This window comes from Pseudomonas fjordensis (genome assembly GCF_976987115.1).
The window spans coordinates 1,350,692-1,371,862 of sequence record NZ_OZ336860.1 but is presented as its reverse complement, the minus strand read 5'-3'; the positions used below and the strand labels follow the sequence as shown (position 1 = coordinate 1,371,862).

Annotated in this window: 7 protein-coding genes; 4 read left to right on the top strand and 3 right to left on the bottom strand. The window is 61.5% G+C overall.

What is annotated here, in order from left to right; translation table 11 throughout:
* The first annotated feature begins 70 nt into the window (after positions 1-70).
* The 3 genes from ACWHXD_RS06085 (at position 71) to ACWHXD_RS06075 (ending at position 8,954) form a co-directional block, all read left to right on the top strand.
* Positions 71-2,329, top strand: coding sequence for a glycoside hydrolase family 3 N-terminal domain-containing protein (locus ACWHXD_RS06085; RefSeq protein WP_499083628.1), 2,259 nt, complete (start codon positions 71-73; stop codon positions 2,327-2,329).
* 286 nt (positions 2,330-2,615) lie between these two features.
* Entirely contained in the window at positions 2,616-3,746 is a 1,131-nt protein-coding gene (locus ACWHXD_RS06080; RefSeq protein ID WP_138761383.1) for an OpgC family protein, read from the top strand.
* A 99-nt stretch (positions 3,747-3,845) separates the two neighbouring features.
* Entirely contained in the window at positions 3,846-8,954 is a 5,109-nt protein-coding gene (locus ACWHXD_RS06075; protein ID WP_138761382.1) for a hypothetical protein, read from the top strand.
* A gap of 612 nt (positions 8,955-9,566) precedes the next feature.
* Here the strand turns inward: ACWHXD_RS06075 and ACWHXD_RS06070 are convergent.
* Positions 9,567-10,979, bottom strand: coding sequence for an amino acid permease (locus tag ACWHXD_RS06070; RefSeq protein ID WP_138761381.1), 1,413 nt, complete (start codon positions 10,977-10,979; stop codon positions 9,567-9,569).
* A gap of 318 nt (positions 10,980-11,297) precedes the next feature.
* Positions 11,298-15,896, bottom strand: coding sequence for a hypothetical protein (locus ACWHXD_RS06065; protein WP_138761380.1), 4,599 nt, complete (start codon positions 15,894-15,896; stop codon positions 11,298-11,300).
* A gap of 790 nt (positions 15,897-16,686) precedes the next feature.
* On the opposite strand from ACWHXD_RS06065, the gene ACWHXD_RS06060 reads away from it, so the two are divergent.
* Positions 16,687-19,776 carry a transglycosylase domain-containing protein gene (locus ACWHXD_RS06060; protein WP_138761379.1) on the top strand — a complete coding sequence of 1,030 codons (3,090 nt, stop codon included), beginning with the start codon at positions 16,687-16,689 and terminating at the stop codon, positions 19,774-19,776.
* Between the two features lie 140 nt (positions 19,777-19,916).
* Here ACWHXD_RS06060 and ACWHXD_RS06055 read toward each other — a convergent pair whose 3' ends face one another.
* Positions 19,917-21,161 (bottom strand): hypothetical protein, encoded by a 1,245-nt coding sequence (locus ACWHXD_RS06055; RefSeq protein WP_032893363.1) that lies wholly within the window; start codon positions 21,159-21,161, stop codon positions 19,917-19,919.
* Positions 21,162-21,171 lie beyond the last annotated feature (10 nt).

Sequence of the window (21,171 nt, the reverse complement as noted above, 5' to 3'; positions counted from 1 at the left end):
TGACAGTAGATGATTTTGCTCTGATGCAAAACACTTGAAGGCATCAACCTTACCCATGGACGGGTGAACCATGCCTATACATGTTGCTTCATTGCTGCTCGCCTGCCTCCCACTGCTGGCGCTAGCCCAAGACGATCCGGTTGAACGCTTGCTGACGCAAATGACCCTTGAAGAAAAAATTGGCCAGCTCAGCCAACTTGGCATCCAGGCTACGCCCACCGGCCCCGCCATTGATCAAGGCACGCAAACACAGATGCCCGTCACCCTGGTGGGGTCGGTACTGGGGGCGAGTACCGCGCAACAGACCCGCCAGTTGCAAGAACAGGTGGTCAACGGCTCTCGCCTGCATATCCCCTTGTTATTCGCCTATGACGTACTGCACGGTTTTCGGACGGTGTTTCCAGTGCCATTGGCGCAAGCCTCGGCCTGGGACCCGGACCTGACACAACGAACCGCACGCGCAGCAGCCGTAGAAGCCACCGCCAGTGGCGTGCATTGGACCTTTGCGCCCATGGTCGATGTTACCCGTGATCCGCGCTGGGGGCGCGTGGTGGAAGGCGCAGGTGAAGATCCGTTTCTGGGTTCTGCACTGGCTGCTGCCCTCGTGCATGGCTTTCAGGGCGCAGGTGCCCCCGACATCTCGTCGATGCTCGCGACGGCAAAACATTTCGTGGCCTACGGCGCTGCCGAAGGCGGTCGAGACTATAACGTTGCCGACCTGTCGGAACGTACGTTGAGAGAGGTTTACTTACCTCCCTTCCAGGCCGCCGTCGCGGCCGGCGTCGATGCAATCATGCCGTCCTTCAACGAGTTGGCCGGCATTCCCATGCACCGCCATACCGCCCTGCTGGCCGGTCTGTTGCGCAAACAATGGGGGTTTACCGGCTTGCTGGTCAGTGATTTCAATGCTGTCTGGGAACTGGGCCCACAAGGCATTGCTGCCACGGCAGCCGACACCGCACGGCTGGCGTTCACTGCCGGGGTGGATATCGAGATGGCCAGTCAATCCTATCGCCAACACCTGCCGACGCTGGTGCGCAACGGTCAGGTATCGCGCAAAAGCGTGGACGACGCGGTGCGTCGCGTACTCAAGACCAAGCAACGCCTGGGGCTGTTCGATGACCCCTATCGGTACAGCGACGAAGCCCGCGAGCGGGCCAACCAGCTCACGCCACAACACCGCGCCCTGGCTCGAGAAGCGGCGCAGAAATCCATCGTCTTACTGAAAAACAGCGGCCCGTTGCTGCCGCTTTCCAAACAGCCGGGCAAGGTATTGGTGACCGGCAGCCTCGCTTCGGACGCCAGCGCCACGATCGGCCCATGGGCCGGGGCCGGACGCGCCGAAGAGTCCGTCACAGTGCTGCAAGGACTGCGCAATGCAGTCGCACCCGGCACCGAGATTGTTTATCTGCCCGGCGCCTCGCCCAGCAGCCCGCATGTCCAGGACATCAAGCAGGTCGAACACACGGCGCGTGAAAGCGACCTGATCATCGCCGTGCTCGGAGAAACCGCAGAACAGAGCGGCGAAGCCCATAGTCGCGCCGAACTCGGCCTGCCGGGTGGGCAGAATGCGCTGCTAAGCACATTGCTGAACACAGGAAAGCCGCTGGTCATCGTCCTGATGAATGGCCGCCCGCTGGTGCTCGATGAGTCAGTCCAACAAGCGCCTGCCTTGCTCGAAACCTGGTTCCTGGGCAGCGAGACCGGGAATGCCGTGGCCGATGTGCTCTTTGGTGACGTTAACCCCAGCGGCAAGCTGCCAATGACGTTCCCACGTCATGTGGGCCAGATACCGATTTACTACGCGCATAAGAATACCGGCCGCCCACCCAGCGGTGATGGCAGTTACGCATCCGCCTACATTGATGTGCCCTGGACACCCCTGTATCCGTTTGGCTTCGGCTTGAGCTACACCTCGTTCGTCTACTCCTCTCCTCGCCTGAGTAGCCCTCGACTGACCGCCACCCAGACGCTGGCGGTTGAAGTCACCGTCACCAATACCGGCAAACGCGCCGGTGATGAAATCGTCCAGTTGTACCTGCGCGATGATATTGCCAGCGTCACTCGACCAGGGCGCCGGTTACGGGGTTTTCGCAAAATTCATTTAGCACCGGGCGAAAGCCGCAGCGTCAGCTTTACCCTGGGCCAACCGGACTTTGCCTTGCTCGACGAGCATTTTTCGCCGAAGGTCGAGGCCGGCAGTTTTACCGTCTTCGTTGGGCCGGATTCGGCGACTACCAACCAGGCGCATTTCGAGGTGAGCGATACGCGCGGGTTGCCTATTGCGGGCAGTCTGTCCCACCGGCGTTGCCCATTGCGCGCGCAGTAAAACGCGCACCAGGCTGACCAGCGAAAACACCAGCAAAGCGACAATCCCTGGCATATGCAGATGGTCGCCCAGCCATCCCACGGCCACGCTCAAGCCGCCCATGCAGGTCATGAACAGCAAGTAGCGGCCCAAGGAAACGCGGCTATCCCCCAGCGCAATTGAGACATTCAGCAATACCCAGCCTTTGCAATTGCTTACAAATACCGCCAACCTGCGCCCGCCCGACGTGCGGCGACGCCCGCGCTCACCTATCGTCATTCCACTACTTGTTCAAGAGCCCGCTGCCATGCTGAACGGACGCGACCCGCGCATCGATTTTTTTCGGGGCCTGGCGTTGATCTTCATTTTCTGGGATCACGTGCCCCATAACCCCTTGGCCAACGTCACCGTGCAGAACTTCGGGTTCAGTGACGCCGCGGAAATCTTCGTATTCCTGGCCGGCTATGCAGCCGTGTTGGCCTACGGCAAGATCCTGCAGCGCGATGGCTATTTCATTGCCTGCCTGAAAATCCTGCGCCGGGTGTGGACGCTCTACGTGGTGCACATTTTCCTGCTGGCGCTGTTGATGGGCATCGTGATTTTCGCCAACAGTCATATCGAAACCCGCGACCTGGTGCAGGAGATGGGCCTGGAGTACTTCCTCAACAATACCCAACAGGCCTTGGTCGATGAGTTGCTGCTGCGCTTCAAACCCAACCTGACCGACCCGCTGCCGCTGTATATCGTGCTGATTCTCAGCCTGCCCATTACGCTGCCGTTACTGTTGCGTGCGCCCACGATCACCGTGGCGATCTCGCTGGCCGTATACCTGCTGGCGCCATGGCAGGGCTGGAACCTGCCGGCCAGCAACGGCGGAGTCTGGTACTTCAACCCCATCACCTGGCAGTGCCTGTTTATCCTCGGCGGCGCAGCGGCCTTGCGTTCGACGCCCCCTACCGAACGACAGCCACTGCTTCGCCAACCGTTGTTCATAGCGGCTGCGGCGTATGTGCTGACGACCTGCGTGATCACCCTCTCGTGGCGCTGGCCCGAGTTGCACGACGCCTGGATGCCGCGCGTGATTGGCGAATGGCTGTACCCCATCAGCAAGACCGACCTGTCACCGGTGCGCTTGCTGCACTTTCTGGCCCTGGCCTACGTCACCGCCAAACTGCTCCCCGGTGTCGGCTGGACGCAACACGGGCTGGCGCGACAACTGGTGCGGATGGGACGCTACTCCCTGGAGGTGTTTTGCCTGGGTGTGGTGCTGGCGCCGTTGGCGGACATGGTCAATGCCCTGACCGGCGATACCTTCGCCATGCAGGTATTCACAGCGCTGGTGGGGGCCGCCGTGATGAGCTTGTTTGCCGCGTGGCTGGAGTTCAACAAGCAATTGGACCAGCGGCGAGCCACCTTGCCCCAGTCTCCCGCTACATAATTAGCGCCTGGCCCATCCACCGGGGTGTTTCCATTTCTGTCCATTTAAGCAGTGAAAGGGCAGCCAAGAGGGCTGCCCTTCTGGACAGGAAACCCACGGATGACCCCGCTGAATCTGAGCAAAAGCCTGCGCCAGGATGGCGACAGGCTGATGACCACCGCCCTGATCGAACATCTCAAGACCCCCCACTCCACGCCCTCCGAGACGCTAACGATCCCCACACAATGCTCGCTGGGCAACTGGTGGCAGGTGTACCGCCAAGCGTTGGAGCGTCCACGATTCTTGGACTGGGCCCAACGGCAGTCGCTGAACCTGGCCGACCTCAGGGTACGCAACGGCACACTGCATACCCAAGGCAAAACCTTCACCCTTGACGACCAGAGTGATTGGTACCGGCTCGCACCGCCGGTCCTGGCTATCGCCCAGGTGCTCGACCCCGATGCGCTGGGGCTGCCCGTTCCCGACGAACACCTGGCATTGAGCGTTCGGCACATCCTGCGGTTTTACGGTTACCCACAGCCAAACACCCGTGCCCAACGAGGTGCAGTGATAGATGCCCTGAGCCACCTTCAATCGTTTTTCTGGCGTGCTGAACCCCCTCTGTCAGAAGCGTTCCAGCAGTTGGAACAGGACCGTCAGACAGTGGCGCAACAGTTGCTGGCCGGGATCACTGCGCAGGATGAGGACGACCGGCCATTCAGCCTGTTCACGCTGTACCGCACCCGATGCTGGCTGACCTCAGGCTCGTTCTGGGCGAGGAGCATGGAAGCCGCCGCAGCTTTGCTCCAGGGCATTACCGCACATCCACAGTTCCTGGCCCTGGATCAAACCCAGGACCTGGTCCCGGGGCACTATTTTTTTGATGTCAGCCGACAGTCGATCAAAGGGGCCGGGCCCAGTGGTACGCCGCTCGAAATCCACTACGAGCAACTGGCACAGCTGCCTCTGGAAGGTGCCCTTGAACGTTTGCAAGACCTCGCAAACGCCATGCAACTGTCCATCTCCCTGGATGGAAAATTCAACCTGGCTCAACTGCTCACCCTGCATGAACTGCCTTTACCCGATACCCGCGAAGCGGCCTGGGACCTGATAGAACAATTACGCATCCCGCCCCCCATCAACGTTCCGCCGATAGACGACCAGGCCGATTCCGACATGGCCATACAGGAGCATCGGCAATGGTTCGCCGCGCAATATGAACGCGACAACCTGGCCAATGCCCAAGGCAGCCAGCCCGAATGGGCCATGCCGGTAAAACCTCGCCTGGGCAATTACTGGGAAGGCTTGGGCCTGCCCCAACCCGGCGCCTTGACGCTTTCGGCCGAGCAACGCCTCACGGTGATGAACATCACCCGCAAGTTTCTGCCACAGCCCAATCAAGGGCTGCTCGAACTGTTGATCACCGACCCGTTACCCGCCCCACCTGATGAACAGTTGCAGCAGCTATTGGCCCACCCAACCGCGCAAAAACTGGCTGATCAGTTAATCGACGCGCTGCAATGGTACGGTCATGCCCCTGGTCAGTTGGCCAACCGGTCCAGTCGTGACACCTTGCTCCTGAGCGCTCTGATCCTGGATCTCGACCCCCAGGCCGGTCAGAGCCGCTACACCATCGTTGGCCTCAACCTCAATCAGAGCGACTGTTGGGGGCATCGCTATGCGGACCTTCGTCGCACAGTAGAACTGCACCTGATCCAGAGCAGTGTCGCCACTTCGCGCTCCACCGCACTGGCCGCGCACCTGTTGCTGGCAGGTATCGCCCCGGAGTTTCTGGTAGGTCAGCTCCCAGACTCGCTCTACTTCATGACCTCCCATGCCTGGCTGCTTTTAAAACAAGGGGTGATGCTCGCAGAAGCGCTCGTCTGCGGCTCATCACGGCACCTGCGGTTCAGCGATATCGTAGCGCTCGCCACCCAGGAGCTGGACGCCGCCGAACAACCCCTGTGGCGTACTCACTACACCACCAGCACGTTGATTGACTGGGCTGTCGCACAAGGCCAACTGTCACCTGTGAATGAACACAGCACTTACAGCCTTCAGAGCATCAACACGCTTCAAAATACGCTCATAGAACGTGTCGACACGTTGGGGGCCGCGTCCAGAACCTTACGAACCCCTCTCATTACACGCCGCCGTATTGCGCTCAATGACCTGAAAAAAATATTCCGGGGAAACCGGCTACTGAAGAAGAAATGCCTGCGCTGGGCACAAGGGCCACAGCGCAGACCTTCTCACCTTCCGGCCCCCGGCGCCCACCTGCAATCGCTGGTGGACCTGCACATGAGTGGCGCATTACAGCCTTTGGCCGAGCAGTGGAACTCTGTAGACCCGGCGCTGGACCTGGCCGAAATGAAACAGCACTTTCGCCGCCTTGGCGACGTCAACACCTTATTCAACGAAGCCAGCATCGCTCATGTCGCACAGCTCAAAGAGGCCTACACCACCGTCATCCGCTACCTGCTCGCACAATTACCCTTGGCGGACCGCGAGCACTTGCAAAAGGCCGCCGTGCAACTGCTGGTGGTGAGGCGACCGGCGAACAAACCCCAGATCGAAGAACAACCGGGGGAGAAAATGGCCCGTACCGGCCGCTTCGGCGTGATCCTGCGGTGTGAGGCCTTGAACGGTCACCATGACTACGAACTGTTCCCGCTGTTGAACCTGGCGTATAAAAACCTCCGCCTTCCACACACACTGGAGCTGGGAGGCACTCCATTTACCATCCAGACTGGCAATGTCCACAGCACACAGCCGACCTCGCAGCTGCATATCGGCAGCTTGCTGGCCCTTGACGAAACAGCCTACCTGACCGGCAGCCCACCCAGAGCAGATCAGTCTTCAAGCGTAATCATCGATCGGTTGTGGCGTGTCGAGGCCACAGAGGCCACCACTCAGGCGCTGACTTTCGATTCGCCAAGAGCCTTGACCCTGGCGAAGGCCATCGTCAATCAACACTTCTTCCAGGACATCGACACCCTGGTGGCACAAGCCAGAGGCTCAACCCTGCTGGAAGACCGGCAAAAGACTGCTGAAGCGGTGTATCAGGCTTTACTGGGCCTGATCCCGCTGTGGTCATGCACTCGGGACTTGGCCTCGGGCGATACCAAGCGCATGATCGAGGGCGCCTATGGATGCTTCTTCGATGTGTTTGGCCTGCTCGCACCCACCAAAGGTTTATTGCTCTCCAGCATCGCGCGCCTGGGAAAAGGCGCACCTGCCTACATCAAGCTGCTGCAACTGACCAAGCTCGGTGCCACGTACCTGAATGCAGTATTCAATCCTTTCGACAGCTTGCCGTCGTTGCTACGCCTGGGCCGCCATGGTCTGGTACACCTGAATCAGGCCGGCATGCGTGCGTTGGAGGGAGCGGTCCGACATACACGCCTGCGGCTGAACCCAGGCCCCAGCGTTGACTACACCCGCCTGCTCAACAGCGCCGACATCGCACCGGCCACCCTGACGCGTGCCGATGGGGTGGCGCAGGTGCTGGCGATAAAACGCTCCAGCGCCTGGTACGCCTTCGACCCTTTCAGCGCAAGACCTTACGGGCCGCCGCTTGCAGACCTGCGGCTGGACACGGCGATAACGGTCATCCCGCACCAATCGGTGGGTGGCTATAAGGCCAGAATCACCGAACCGCTGTTCAAAAAACCTGCGCTGCTGATTCAGCGCGCCAACGCTACAGATCTGCTGGACCAAAATCGTGTATGGCGCTTGCCCCACGACGCACAAACGCACATGGACGAACTCACCTCCCCGGTACATGCCTGGCAAGTAGACACCTTCGATCACCTGTGTGCGATCCGCAGAAAAAAACGCAGCCTCATCCCCATCGTTTGCTTCACCAAACGCCTGTATGAGTTTGCACATTCGATTCACTTGCGCCGGGTCCAGGCACTGGACCACGTTCGACTGATACCAGCCCCGGTGATCGACGGACAAAAGCGCCAGCTGGTCTATCACCGACGCATTCATGAAGTCACACCGCGCGTTACCGAGTTCGAACTGACACCCCTGCCTGCGTCGACGCCCCTGACCTACAAAACCAACGTCATCGGCAGGCGCATTGATAACGAGCCCCAGTTCGGCCTGCCCGGAGACGACTTCGACAACGTGCTCAGCCGACAGACCCAGGTGGTGGAACTCACTGGCATCGTTGATGGCATCAACGACAGCCGTACCCTCAGAGCGCTGCTGGTCAGTGTGCCGGGTACGGATCATTGGGTGGTCGAAGCCGATGTTGGGGTCTTTTACCGAGCGCCCGCAACAACCACAGGGTCGAGCGTTGTGCACTTTGAACAACTGGATTACAGCGTCGGTGGCGAGCACGTCGCACTGATCGATGCCTTCGGTGAGCGCAAGAATCAGTTTTTGAAGGCTGCACAGCTCATACCCGACCAGCCGTTGGTGGCACTGCCGACGCTGGAAGTCCTGTATCGACAGTTAGCTCACCGTGGCTTCAGCGCCGAAAAAATTGCCCTCTTGCGTAAGCGTGTCAGCGGCCTTCGAACCATCAAGCAACGCGAGTTGCTGCTCAACCTCAGTGATCAAGGCCGCAGCCTGAACATCAACTTCGTATCCCGGCCTGTGCAGCTCGACATCTGGCCACCGCGGCCTGGCACGACGCCACATCCCAGCCCCGCGCAAATCAATCGCTACCTGGCCGAACAAGCCAACGCCAGCACCGCGGCGCTGGTTGAGAGAACCCAGCTCAAGTCCGCCAATGTCCAGGGTCCCACGCTGGACGAACTGCGCCGGGTGCAAGAGGCACAATCGGTGGTGATGTGGGAGTACAGCAAGATCGGCCAGCCGAACTACACGGAGATCATCCTCAAGACCGGCGCCGGCAACTGCGACCAGATGGCCCATGTTGCCTGTGAAATGATTCGAACCAATGGCGGTACGGCCCAGGTCTGGGTCTGCCAGGTTCATACCTTTGTGGTGGTGGGCACGATCCCCACAGGCTTGAGCCAGACGCTGGACTTCCAGGAGACCGGGTGGGCCGATCTATGGATCAGCGACCCTTGGGCAGCCATCACTTGCCCGGCAAAGGACTACATGAGGACACTGGAGATCAAGATGATTACCTGGGACCTGGAAGATATCCTGGTGTTTTTCTACGACGGGAAAGCCTATCGCTGGGAGCGGGCTAATCACCCGGACTGGTTGCGGTTGTTACTCACCACGACTAAAAAACCAAAGCCATAACCGTCGCGAGCAAGCACGCAGCCCTGTCTTTGATGCAGGTAACCACGATGCGAAGCGAGCCGCTCTTGATCTTGCTCTGCTTTTGATCTTGATCTGAAGCGCCCCGTTAAACCACGCTGGCCGAACGCAGGCTTGAATTCGTGGGTAACCCGGCAGGACGCCGGGTTAGCCGCCCCGCGCCATGGATGGCGCGTGGCGGCGGCCCACGGATTCAAGCCTGCGTTCGGGCACACCGAGCCTAAGCGAGGTGCCGAGTGGTGGGGCAAGAGCGTTTTGCTTACTTTTGCGCTTTTCAAAAGTGAGCCGCTGTCAGAGCGGAACCCTAAGTGGCCGTTACCTAAATAACGGATATGTCCCCTGTCCAACTGTGTTGACTGCCAGGCCGCCTTCGCGAGCAAGCCCGCTCCCACAGTTGGATCGTGGGGTATCAGGTAGATATGGGGCGGCTGTCAGGCCGCCATCGCAGGCAAGCCAGCTCCCACATATGGATCGCGCTGCGTCAGCTAGATCAGCTCCGGCTGTCAGGCCATCGCGGGAGCAAGCTCCCTCGCCACAGGTTCGGCGTCATACCGAAGTTATGTAGATACCGATGCTCCGGAGGCCAGGCCGGCATCAGTCAGCGGAACGCACCGCCGCATCGCTCGGCTGCAACTTGAACGCGTAATACAACACGGTCAACAACACCAGAAACGCAGGCCCTACATACAGCGCCACACGGGTCTCGGGGAAGTACGCCATCAGGCCCACCACCAGCACCAGGAACGCCAGCGCCAGGTAGGAGCTGACCGGGTACAACCACATGCGGTACTTGAGGCCCGCTTGCTCGGCTGGGCTCAGGCCTTTGCGGAATTTGAGCTGGGCCAGCAGGATCATCAGCCAGGTCCAGATCGCACCGAAGGTAGCGATGGAAGTCACCCACACGAACACCTGGTCTGGCACCAGGTAGTTGAGCAGTACGCCCAGCAACAAGGCAAAGATCGACAACAGCAACGCCTTGCGTGGCACGCCGTTACTGGAGGTGGTGCCGAACGTCGCCGGCGCCTGGCCGTTCTGCGCCAGGCTGTAGAGCATGCGCCCGGTGCTGAAGATCCCGCCGTTGCAGGACGACAACGCGGCGGTGATCACCACGAAGTTGATAATGCCCGCAGCGGTCTTGATGCCCAAGCGCTCGAAGGTCATCACAAACGGGCTGCCCTGGGTGCCGATTTCATTCCACGGGTAGATCGACAGGATCACGAACAACGCACCCACATAGAACAGCAGGATGCGCCAGAACACCGAGCCGATGGCGCTGGGAATGGTCTTCTGCGGGTTGCGCGCTTCACCGGCGGTGAGGCCGATCATCTCCACGCCCAGGTAGGCGAACATCACCATCTGCAACGACATCAACACGCCCTGCACACCGTTGGGCATGAAGCCGCCGTGGGTCCACAGGTTGGAAATGCCCAGTGCCACGCCGTCATTGCCGAAGCCGAAGGCGATGATGCCCACGCCTCCGATCACCATCGCAATGATGGTGACGATCTTGATCAACGCGAACCAGAACTCGAACTCACCGAACGCCTTGACTGCGATGAGGTTGATGGTGCCCATGCTGATCAGCGCCGCCAGGGCCCAGATCCAGCGTGGCGTGTCGGGGAACCACACGCCCATGTACACCGCCACGGCAGTGATTTCTGCGACGCAGGTTACCAGCCACAGGAACCAGTAGTTCCAACCGGTGAGAAAGCCTGCCAGGGGGCCCAGGTAGTCCTGGGCATAACGACTGAACGAACCGGCTACGGGGTTGTGCACCGCCATTTCACCGAGGGCGCGCATGATCACCAGGATCGCCAGGCCGCCAATGATGTACGAGAGCATGATGGCCGGGCCGGCCATTTCGATCGCCTTGGCCGAGCCGAGAAACAGGCCGACACCGATACAGGCGCCCAGGGCCATCAAGCGAATGTGGCGCTCGCCCAGTTCACGTTTGAGCGGGCCGCCTTGAGCGGTCTCGCCAGGGGGCAGTGGTTTGCCAACAGGCATAGGGATACAACCTCATTTTGTTATTGGATTTAGCCACCGAGTCTCAGGCGTATCAGCGGGTGGGCTCATACACCGGCCGGACCGGGCCTGCCTCGTGGGCAAACCCGCCTGGCGCAATTGCTCGGCCAGGACAGCGGGGCGTGCAGTATAAAAAGCTACCGATAGGGCTTTTCACTCAATAAACGGCAAAATTTGGCGATAAGCCCCGGAAAAATCGGCTTCGACGGATCGGCTTCCCGCTGTCTAGACCGGCCCTGCCAGGGCAAAACGGCGCAGAGTATTACATAACTTTAAAAACACAGGCTTATCCAGCGCGCCTCAGTCCACACTGAAAAACAGGCGCCTGGCCAAGCGTCGGGAAATGCTTGCACGCTCGATTTCCAGGGTTTGTCGCACGCGCCCGGTCTGGCCGGTGCGGATGCGCGCAAACGCCTGCGCTTCCACCTCGGCCTGGGCCTGGCGCCCCAACCGTTCCTGCTCGGGGCTCTTGAGGTGGGCAGCATCGTCTTTGTAATGGTCGTCCGGTCCTACGCGGCTGTCGTAGTGAAAATGCGCGTAGCACAGTGGCTGGCCGGTGTGGCTGTCCACGACGGCGTACACCTGTAAGAAGTCCCGAGGTTTGCCTTTGATCGGCACACGTGCGCCCTGCCTCACAATGCGTACCTCATTGAGTGAGTGCAGAAAATCCACATCTTCCGCGCTGCTCAACTTGAGCTTGCTGGCATGCACCCGCGCCTGTACACCCGCTGCATCCAGGCGCACCGCCGCGGCCCGAAGGTCGCTGGCTCGGACGCGGGCGTTGGCCTGTTGCGTCGCCGCCAACCTCGACACGTCCAACTGGCGCAGTTTGCTGTCGATATCGGCGGCGAGCATCCGCCGGCTGTTGGCCTGCGCCACGAGCAAGGCCTGCAGCGACTGCGGCTCGCACTTGCCAGTCATGGCCTGCACGTTGTCGATGGCTTTGTCGACATCTGCCAGCAAGCGTTGCCCCTTGTTCATCAACGCACCCAATTGCGGGTTGGCCACACGCGGCCTGGCCGGCGGCTCCAGCGGCTCCCATACACCGTCCTGCGCCTCGGTGAAGGTGGCAATCACAGTGCCTTTGTTATCCACCAGTTCCGCCGTGCCGGTGTCGCCGACCTGGGTCGGCGCTTTGATACGGGCGACGTACACATCACGGTTGCGGGTACGAATGATCTTTTTCTGTCGTGCACCCGTCGCCTGGGCTGGCTTAGCCGGCCTGGTGCCTGGTGGCGGCGCGAGCAAATCGGCCAGCGCTTGCTCCACATGCTGATGCAGGCTGGCCAGCAAGGCCTGGAGTTTTTCCAGGTTAGCCAGGTCGAAGGTGTCCGGGGCCATGGCGCGCCAGAAATGAATATGATCATCGGTCGTGGCATAGACATGACTGAAGCTCTTGAGCAGCTCGACCCGCTCTTCACGGGTGGCGGGCATGTTTTCCAGCTCGGCCAGGGAGCGACTGGCCCAGCGGGCACGATTGATCACCTGGTTAAAGCTGTCGAAAAACTCTTCCTCCAAGGGCGGGCCCTCGATACTGATGGTGATGCCCCACAAGGTGACCAGTTGCAAGGCTTGCAGGTCGAGGATCGATGGGCGCGCCGGTACATCCGCCGCCAGCGCACGCGCCTTGTTACGCCCCAGGCGTGGCACCGCTTGCAGTTGGTCCAGGTAGGCGCGCTCCAGGGTGCGCCAATGGATCGCAGACTCTTCGGCGTCGACCTGTTCACGCATGCGCAAGTCAAGGTCGGCGTGGGCCTGGCGGTTGAGGTCGGAGCCGGCTTCGTCTTCGCTCTCGTTCTCCAGCACCTCCAGCAGCGGCTTGATGCGATCATTGATCTGCGCCATCTGCTCACGCATGTGCACATCCAGCAAACGCAGGCTCAAAATCAGCGACTCAAGGACTTCACACAGCTCCTGCTCATAATGGGGGCGTGGCTTGATTTCACGCATGCGCATCAGCAATTGCAGCTCCTCTTGGGAACATTGCACCTTGTTTTGCAGCTCCTTGCGGTAACGCTCGCGCAACGTGGCCCGTTGTTCCTCGCTGACCTTGCTGGTTGTCTCCCGCGCCAGATGACGTGCCACTTCCATCGTCGCGTTGGCCCTTGCCCGCCTGCGACCTGCCTCGCGGTATTGCTGCGCAAGGCTCGACAGCGACGCCTCGCCGGCCTTCAACTTGGCGTCGACGGCGGCGTCGGCATTGCCGCCCGCCAGGCGCAACTGCCCATCGAAATCCCATTGCCCCTCGCCCAAAGGTTTCAACCAGGGCCCCAGGGTGCTGCCATCGGCGCTGACTACCCGCACCGCACCGGCTTTGACCGTGACGCGGTACAGGTGCCCGCGTATCAGCGCCTGCCACTGCGCCGGGGTGTGCGAGGTATCGCGCAGCAAGCCACGCTGCGGTCCGCTTTGCTCGGCCCCGGCCCATGAACCGGAGAAAGCCCGGAGACTGAGGCCGCGCGCCCGTGCGATCTGTGCGGCATTCAGATTGCCGCGGGCATTGGCCCAGCCGGCCGGCGCAGTGAAGCGCATGGGCACCGGCACCTGCGTCGGCACCGGCGGGCTCGATTCTGGCCGCGCCAGCGAGGCAAACACCGGCGCCTCCAGTTGCAGAGGCCGCAGGGGGTCGTGGGGCGCCGCCTGATGAGCGAGGATCACCATGAGGTTGGTCAACACATCCATCACCGCCGCGCTCTTGGCCTGCGGATCATCGCTGGCCAGGCGCTGGATATCGCTTTGCAGGCTGTCCACCAATTGCAGCAACCACCCGCCCAGCATCAACGGCTCGCCGGCAAACGGCAGCACGGCACCCAACAGCAACCAGCCGGCCTGTTTCAACTGCGCCCAGCGTTGCTCGGCATTCGACACCGATTGCCGGTCGGCCAACGCCACCAGCGCCTTGGCAGTGCAGTGGAAAATCAGGCGGGCGGGGTCCTCGGTACTCAGTTGCTTGCTGAGTTGCACCGGCGCCGGTTTTTCATAAGCGGTGAACTCATCGCCAGGCAAAAAGTGGCGGATATGCGGCTCGTTGAAACCACCGTGGGCATACACCGCTTGCCGCGCCGGGGCCAGCCACGCCAGTACCTGGTCTTGCAAGGCACCCGGGGCCTTGATCGCGTCAAGCAGTGCCCGGATGGACACGAACGCCTGCAGCGTCGGCGTCAGCAAAGGTCGGTACAACAGGTGCACGCCAACACTTTCATCCCGAGGCCCGATGATGAACTGGTTGGTCACCTCGTCCGTCACCGCACCGGGCGCAGCCTTGAACGCCAACGGCCACACGGCCATGGCCCGGCCTTGCACTTTGCGTTGAGCAGCCGAGGCTTGCAACGCGGCGTGCACACATTGAAAGCCAGCTTCGGTCAGGCCCTGTTCGGCCTTGATCTTCAACGCCAGCGCCAGCATCGGCAGTTGCACCCGCAACTGGGCCTGGAACAACTGCAAACGGCGCGCCGACTCTTGCGGGTCATCCAGCAGTTTTTTCTTCAGCAGGTCCGGGTAGGCCTGGCCCACGTCGGCCTTGGTCACACAGCGTTGGAGCAGGCTGTAGGTCAGCCACTTGGGAGCTTTGGCGCCCTTGAGGGTGATGTCGCTGGCGGTATGGGGAAAGCCGGCCAGGTTTTCCAGGGCCAGTTCGGTCAAGGTCAGGGTGACCGGGTCCACTTCGCCGGCGATAAAGCCTCCCTCCACCGGGACGGCGGCGGCAACCACGCGATTGAATGTCAGTTGGATATCTTGCGCGCGCAGCTTCTGGGCAGCGGGCTCAGTGTGCAGACAGGTTTGCAAGGCGTTGTCGGCAAACTGCCGGATCGAGTCAATGCCGTCCAGAAAGTGCTGGCCGTTGCTGCGCTGGCGGGCCAGCACCAGGTTCTGGAGCAGGCGCGCATAGGCGATGCTGTCGGCATCGTCGGCCTGGGCAAGCCAGTTTGGCATGGCGCTGCGCAGGGTCTGTTGCAAGGGAGTCAGGCTGGCAACGAACCAGCGACGTGGGTCGGTGATGTGGTCCAACAGCCTCTGATGCTGCCCCGACAACAGGGGTTGGTGGCGGTCGATGCTGTCGATGTCGCGCAATTGCTGCGCCAGGTAACTGGCCGCCAGGGCATCGAAGGGATCGCCCTCAACGTCCTGGACAAACCATTGGCCTACCGCACCATAGGCCGGTAATAGCGCGGCGACGTCGTCCAGGCGGGCTAGCGGGTGGATACCACTGGCGGGGCTGAACACCAGGGCTTGCTGCCCATGGCTGAGCACCAGCACCGGCAGCATCTGCGGCCCGTCCGGGCCTGGCTGGTACAACGCCTGTACGCGCAAGGCTTCACCCTGAGCATTCCATTGTCGGTCTGGCCGCACGGGGTGCAGCAGATGCCTGGGGAACAGCGTGGCAAATTGCACTTGGCTCAAGCCAGGCGGTTTGGGTGAGTCGTACAGCAAGGCCAGCAGGTCGTCCGAGAGGTAACCCCAGCGCGTCATCTCCACCGGCAATGCTTCACGCCACCAGGCTTGCAGCCGTTGCGCATAGGCGCCGAGCAAGAGCGCGCCGCAGCGGTTGATCAGCGGCTCAAGCTGCGCAAGGGCCGGCCCGCCCGGCTCGAAGACCTCGCGACGCCGCTGCACGACCTTATGAAACTCCGGCACCAGCAACATGGTTTTCGCGCTGGCCAGCCGCTGCACCACACGCTCGGCCAGGGATTGGTAAGCCAGCGTGCCGTCGCTGTCGTTGGGAGTGCCGATGTAGATCAGGCCGGCTCGCCATATGCCGCTACCCAGGTGCTGGTCCAAGTAGGCCTGGGCGCTGTCTTGCGCAACCACTAGCAATGAGGGCGGCTCGCGAAACAGGGTTTCGATTTGCTCGAGGGTGGTTTGGCGGGGTGAGTCTGCAGAAGTATCGGGGGGCATCATGGAGGGCTCGGTATGCGGCTAAACCGCAGACGCTACTGGCTGGCGCAGCGTTGACGGCTGTAAACAGTTAGCGCTGTGAGAGATATGCCAGGCGCTAATTTTGTGAGCCATACATGACCACTGCGGGAGCTGGCTTGCTTGCGATAGCCATAGGTATCTACACAACTCTGCAGCGCTCAAAGGTAACCACGATGCGAAGCGAGTCGCTCTTGATCTGCTTTTGATCTTGATCTTAAGCGCCCCGTTAAACCACGCTGGCCGGAATTCGACAGGGATTTGGAGGGTAAACCGGCAGGGATGCCGGTTTAGCCGCCCCGCGCCATGGATGGCGCGTGGCGGCGGCCCCCCCAAATCTCTGGCGGATTACGGGCACACCGAGCCTAGGCGAGGTGCCGAGTGGTGGGGCAAGAGCGTTTTGCTTACTTTGCCGCTTTTGCAAAGTGAGCCGCCGTCAGGGCGGAACCCTAAGTGGCCGTTACGGCAGAAATGGATATGTACTCGGTATCTGTGTCGCCTGTCAGGCCGCCTTCGCGAGCAAGCCCGCTCCCACAGTTGGATCGCGGGGCGTCTGGTAGATAAGCGTTGGCTGTCAGGCCGCTATCGCAGGCAAGCCAGCTCCCACAGTTTGATCGCGGGGCGGCAGGTAGATGAGTGTCGGCTGGCAGGCCGCCTTCGCGAGCAAGCCCGCTCCCACAGAAAAATCCTCTGCCCGACAAACCTCGTGACGCAGGCAAACTGCGTCTACGCTTCAGACAAGTCCGATCAATCTGTAGGAATGGATCAATCGACTATGGGCGCTCTGCAGCACACCAATGCCACCCAGGCTGACCTCGACCCCGACAGCCCGTCACCAGCGCCTTTGCCGAAAAAAAACAGACCCTGGCGTCGCGTGGGCTGGCTGATTGTGTTGATGGCCTTGGTCGCCCTGGCTTTCGCCGTGCATCGGGAGGTGCAGACCTCACGCTGGCAGGCCCGCGTATTCAGCGAATGGGCGGCGAAGTTGACCTACCAGGTGGCCCCCGGCGCCAGCGATGCAATCGTGTACCCAGGCGCAGGCCCCTTCGATCAGCGCCTGGGCTATAGCGCACTGGGCGAGTTCCTGCCGCGCTTGCTCAAGCGCAACTACATGATCGAGTCCCAGGCACGCTTTTCCGAGGCGTTGATGGACTACAGCCGTCATGGCCTGTTTATCCCCTACGCCGAGAAAATCCAGGCCGGCTTGACCCTCACCGATTGCCGCGCAGCACCGCTGTATCAATTCAATTACCCGACCCAGCTTTACGCCCGCTTCGATGACATTCCGCCGCTGATGATCCACAGCCTGCTGTTTATCGAAAACCGTACGCTGCTCGATCCCGAGCCCGCGCAAGCCAACCCGGCCGTGGACTGGCCGCGCTTTGCCAAGGCGGCGTGGTCGCAGGTGGCGCGCCAGTTGCACCTGCCGGGGCAGGCGGCGGGCGGTAGCACCCTGGCCACCCAGCTGGAAAAGTACCGCCACTCGCCCGACGGCCTGACCCTGTCGGGCAGCGAAAAAATCCGCCAGATGCTCTCCGCCAGCGTGCGCGCTTACCAGCATGGCCCCGATACGCTTGCGGCGCGGCGCAACATAGTGCGCGATTACCTCAACAGCGTGCCTCTGTCGGCCGTGCCGGGCCATGGCGAAGTGCATGGCATGGCCGAAGGGTTGCGGGTGTGGTACGGCGCCGATTTCGCCCAGGTCAACCGCGCTCTTCAGGACACCGCCACCACACCGGCCAGCCTGGCGGCGCGGGGCTTGGCGCTGCGTGAGGTGTTGTCGTTGATGATCGCCCAGCGCCGCCCTTCCCATTACCTGGCCAACGGTCGCGACGAACTCAAGCAACTTACCGACAGCCACCTGCGGCTGCTGGCGCAGAACGCGGTGATCGACCCGCCGCTGCTCAAGGCCGCCCTGGCCGCGCGCGTCACTTATCGCGACTGGCTGCAACAGCCCACACTGCAACCGATCGACAGCAACAAGGGCGTGAGCGTGGCCCGCAGCCGCCTGGCGGCCCTGCTCAACCGGCCCCTGTACGACCTCGACCGCCTTGACCTCGCAGCCACCAGCACCTTGCAGGCCGAGCTGCAAACCCAGGTCACCGCCTACCTCAAGCAACTGGCCGACCCGGTATTCGCGGGCAACATCGGCCTGCTCGGCGAACGCCTGCTGACGCCTGCCAGCACGCCGCAAGTGCGCTACAGCTTTACGCTGTTCGAACGCACCGCCGACGGCTCACGGGTGCGGGTGCAAACCGACAACACCGACCAGCCCTTCGATATCAACGAAGGCAGCAAGCTGGAACTGGGCTCCACCGCCAAGTTGCGGGTGCTCACCACCTACCTGCAAATCATCAGCGAACTGCATGATCGCTACGCCACCCAAACCCCGGCGGCGTTGAAAAAAGCCGATATCGCCGAGCAGGACCGGCTCAGTCGCTGGGCCATCGATTACTTGCTGCAGGCCCCGGACAAATCCCTGGCAGCCATGCTAGAGGCGGCCCTGGACCGCACCTATTCAGCCAGCCCTAACGAAGGGTTTTTCACGGGTGGCGGGATGCATTACTTCCACAACTTTCGCAACGAAGACAACGGCCGCAGCCCCACATTGCGTGACGCGCTGCGCGAGTCGATCAACCTGCCGTTCATTCGCCTCATGCGCGACCTGACGCGCTACGTCACCTACGCGGGCGCCAACAACAGCGCACAATTGCTCAAGGATGACGGCGACCCACGCCGCCAGGAATACCTGGCCCGATTCGCCGACCGCGAAGGCACCACCTTCCTGCTCAAGTTCTGGAAGAAGTACCAGAAAAAAGACACCCAGGCGCGCCTGGAAACCTTCCTCGACAGCCTGCATCCCACCGCGATCCGCTTGGCGGCCGTGCATCGCTACCTGTTTCCTGAGGCAAACCCGGACACCTTCAACCGCTTCGTGCGCTCCCACCTGACCGGCGTCAAAACCACCGCTGCCCTCAGCGACGAGCGCCTGCAACGCCTGTACAAGGATTACGGCCCCGGTACCTACGACCTGCCCGACCAGGGCTATATCGCCAAGGTCCACCCCCTGGACCTGTGGTTGCTCGGCTACCTGCTCAACCATCCGCAAGCCACCTTCACCGAGGTGGTCAAGGCCAGTCAGTTCGAGCGCCAGGAGGTGTACAGCTGGCTGTTCAAGAGCCGTCATCAAGGCGCGCGTGACAGCCGGATCCGCACCATGCTGGAAGTCGAAGCATTCCTGGACATTCATCAGCGCTGGCAAGCGGTGGGGTACCCTTTCGATCATCTGGTGCCGTCACTGGCCACCGCCATTGGCAGCTCGGGAGACCGCCCCGCCGCGCTTGCCGAACTGATGGGCATCATCCTCAACGACGGGGTGCGCGGCAAAGTGCTGCGCATCGACAGCCTGCATTTTGCCGCCGGCACCCCTTACGAGACCCGCGTGGTCAACACACCCGACCCCGGCAAACGGGTGATGCCGTCCGAAGTCGCCAGTGCCTTGCGCGGGGCGTTGTCACGGGTGGTGGACGCTGGCACGGCCAAGCGCGTGTCGGGCAGTTTCACCCAGGCCGACGGCACGCCAATGGCCATGGGCGGCAAGACCGGCACGGGCGATAACCGCATCCAGGCAATGGGCGCGGGCGGGCGCTTGATCAGTTCCAAGTCGATCAACCGCACTGCCACGTTTGTGTTTTTTATCGGTGACCATCACTTCGGCACGCTCACCGCATTTGTGCCTGGCAGTTCGGCGCAAGGTTTCAAGTTCACCTCGGCGTTGCCGGTGCAAGTGCTCAAAGGCATGGCGCCGATGTTGATGCCTTATCTGCAAGGGTCGGGTGGGATGATGTGTCAGTCAAGTCAGTGATTGGCCGGGCGACCGCTTTCGCGGGCAAGCCCGCTCCCACAGGGACCGTGTGCGCCGCCAATCTTAGGCACGACACAAAACCAATGTGGGAGCGGGCTTGCCCGCGAAAGCGATGGATCAGCCACCGCACTATTTCAAACCTAGACCTCCGAATCCCAGATCACCGTGACCACCCCCGTGTAGGTGCTGCCGGGTTGTTTGAGCATTTCCTTCACGTCATCTCGCTCCACGGCAAAATGCAGGCTCGCGGGGCGGTTGTTGACGTAATAGCCGGGTTGGAACAGCTCGGTGCCGCTACCGTCCAGGCGCAAGGGCAGCTTGTTCACGGCTTGGCCGTACTGGTCTTGCAAGCCATAAGGCAAGGTCACCCCGACCTGCAGCGGCACCTCGTCGCCCGCGCCGTTGCGCAGGCCGCAGGTGTTGCCGATGGCCAGGCTGCATTCGAGCTGCATCTTGAAACGTCCGCTGGCGGAGATGACGAAGGTCTGGTCACGGAACAGTTTCGCCGGTTGTCGCCCGCGATTGAGCCAGGCTTGCCAGCCGCCTTCGGGCAGTAGTTCGATGCGATTGCCTCCCGGTGGCAGATCTACCTTGAGGTTGTGCTCGACCGACAGGGTGAAGTTGAAGGTCAACGTATTGTCGTTGGGCATCATCACATCGCCGAGGTCAAAGTCCCCGCCTGGCCCGATGCTGTACGTGACCGAACCGCGGTATTCACCACTGGCCATGCCCAACGGGTTGGGGGTCTTGAGCTCATAGCCATACTCGACGGGGTTATACCTCATCCGCGGAATAGGCGCGCCTGGGACCACATTGCACGCTCCGGCATTTTCCGGAATGGTCCAGAAATACAGCGCGTAAGTACTGGCAGCGGCGATGTACCTGACACCCTGGCAAGGCCCCATACCGTACAGCCAGGGATAGTTCCAAGCGTACCCATTGTTTGTCCACACGCTCACCCTGGCGCCACCGCCCAGGCTCCATCGGCCGCCGAAGCCGGCGATGCGCACCTGCACCGTTTCGATTTCGCCGGTCGCGACGTGGCGCACCTGCACGTCGCGCCAGGCAGAGGGCACCTTGAAGTACGCGCCTTTACGCGGGTCTTCATGGTTCGCCTCGATGGGCGCGATCGAGTCGAACGCCAACGCGTCGGTACGAATACTGAAGGTGTTGAGTGACTCGCAAAGCGCCGGCACGTGCCAGGCGCAGATGCCACTATGGGGTGTGGTGTTCTGGAATTTATTGACCATGGGGTTGGTCGGGTCCGGGCGAAACACCGCCGAGATATTTTGTTCCAGCGCCTGCACGGGCAGGCTCGCCCACCCGACGCCTAGCGCCAGCGCCCAAGGCCCCAGCCATTTTTTGGTTGCGGTGATCAACTGCATAAACACTCCG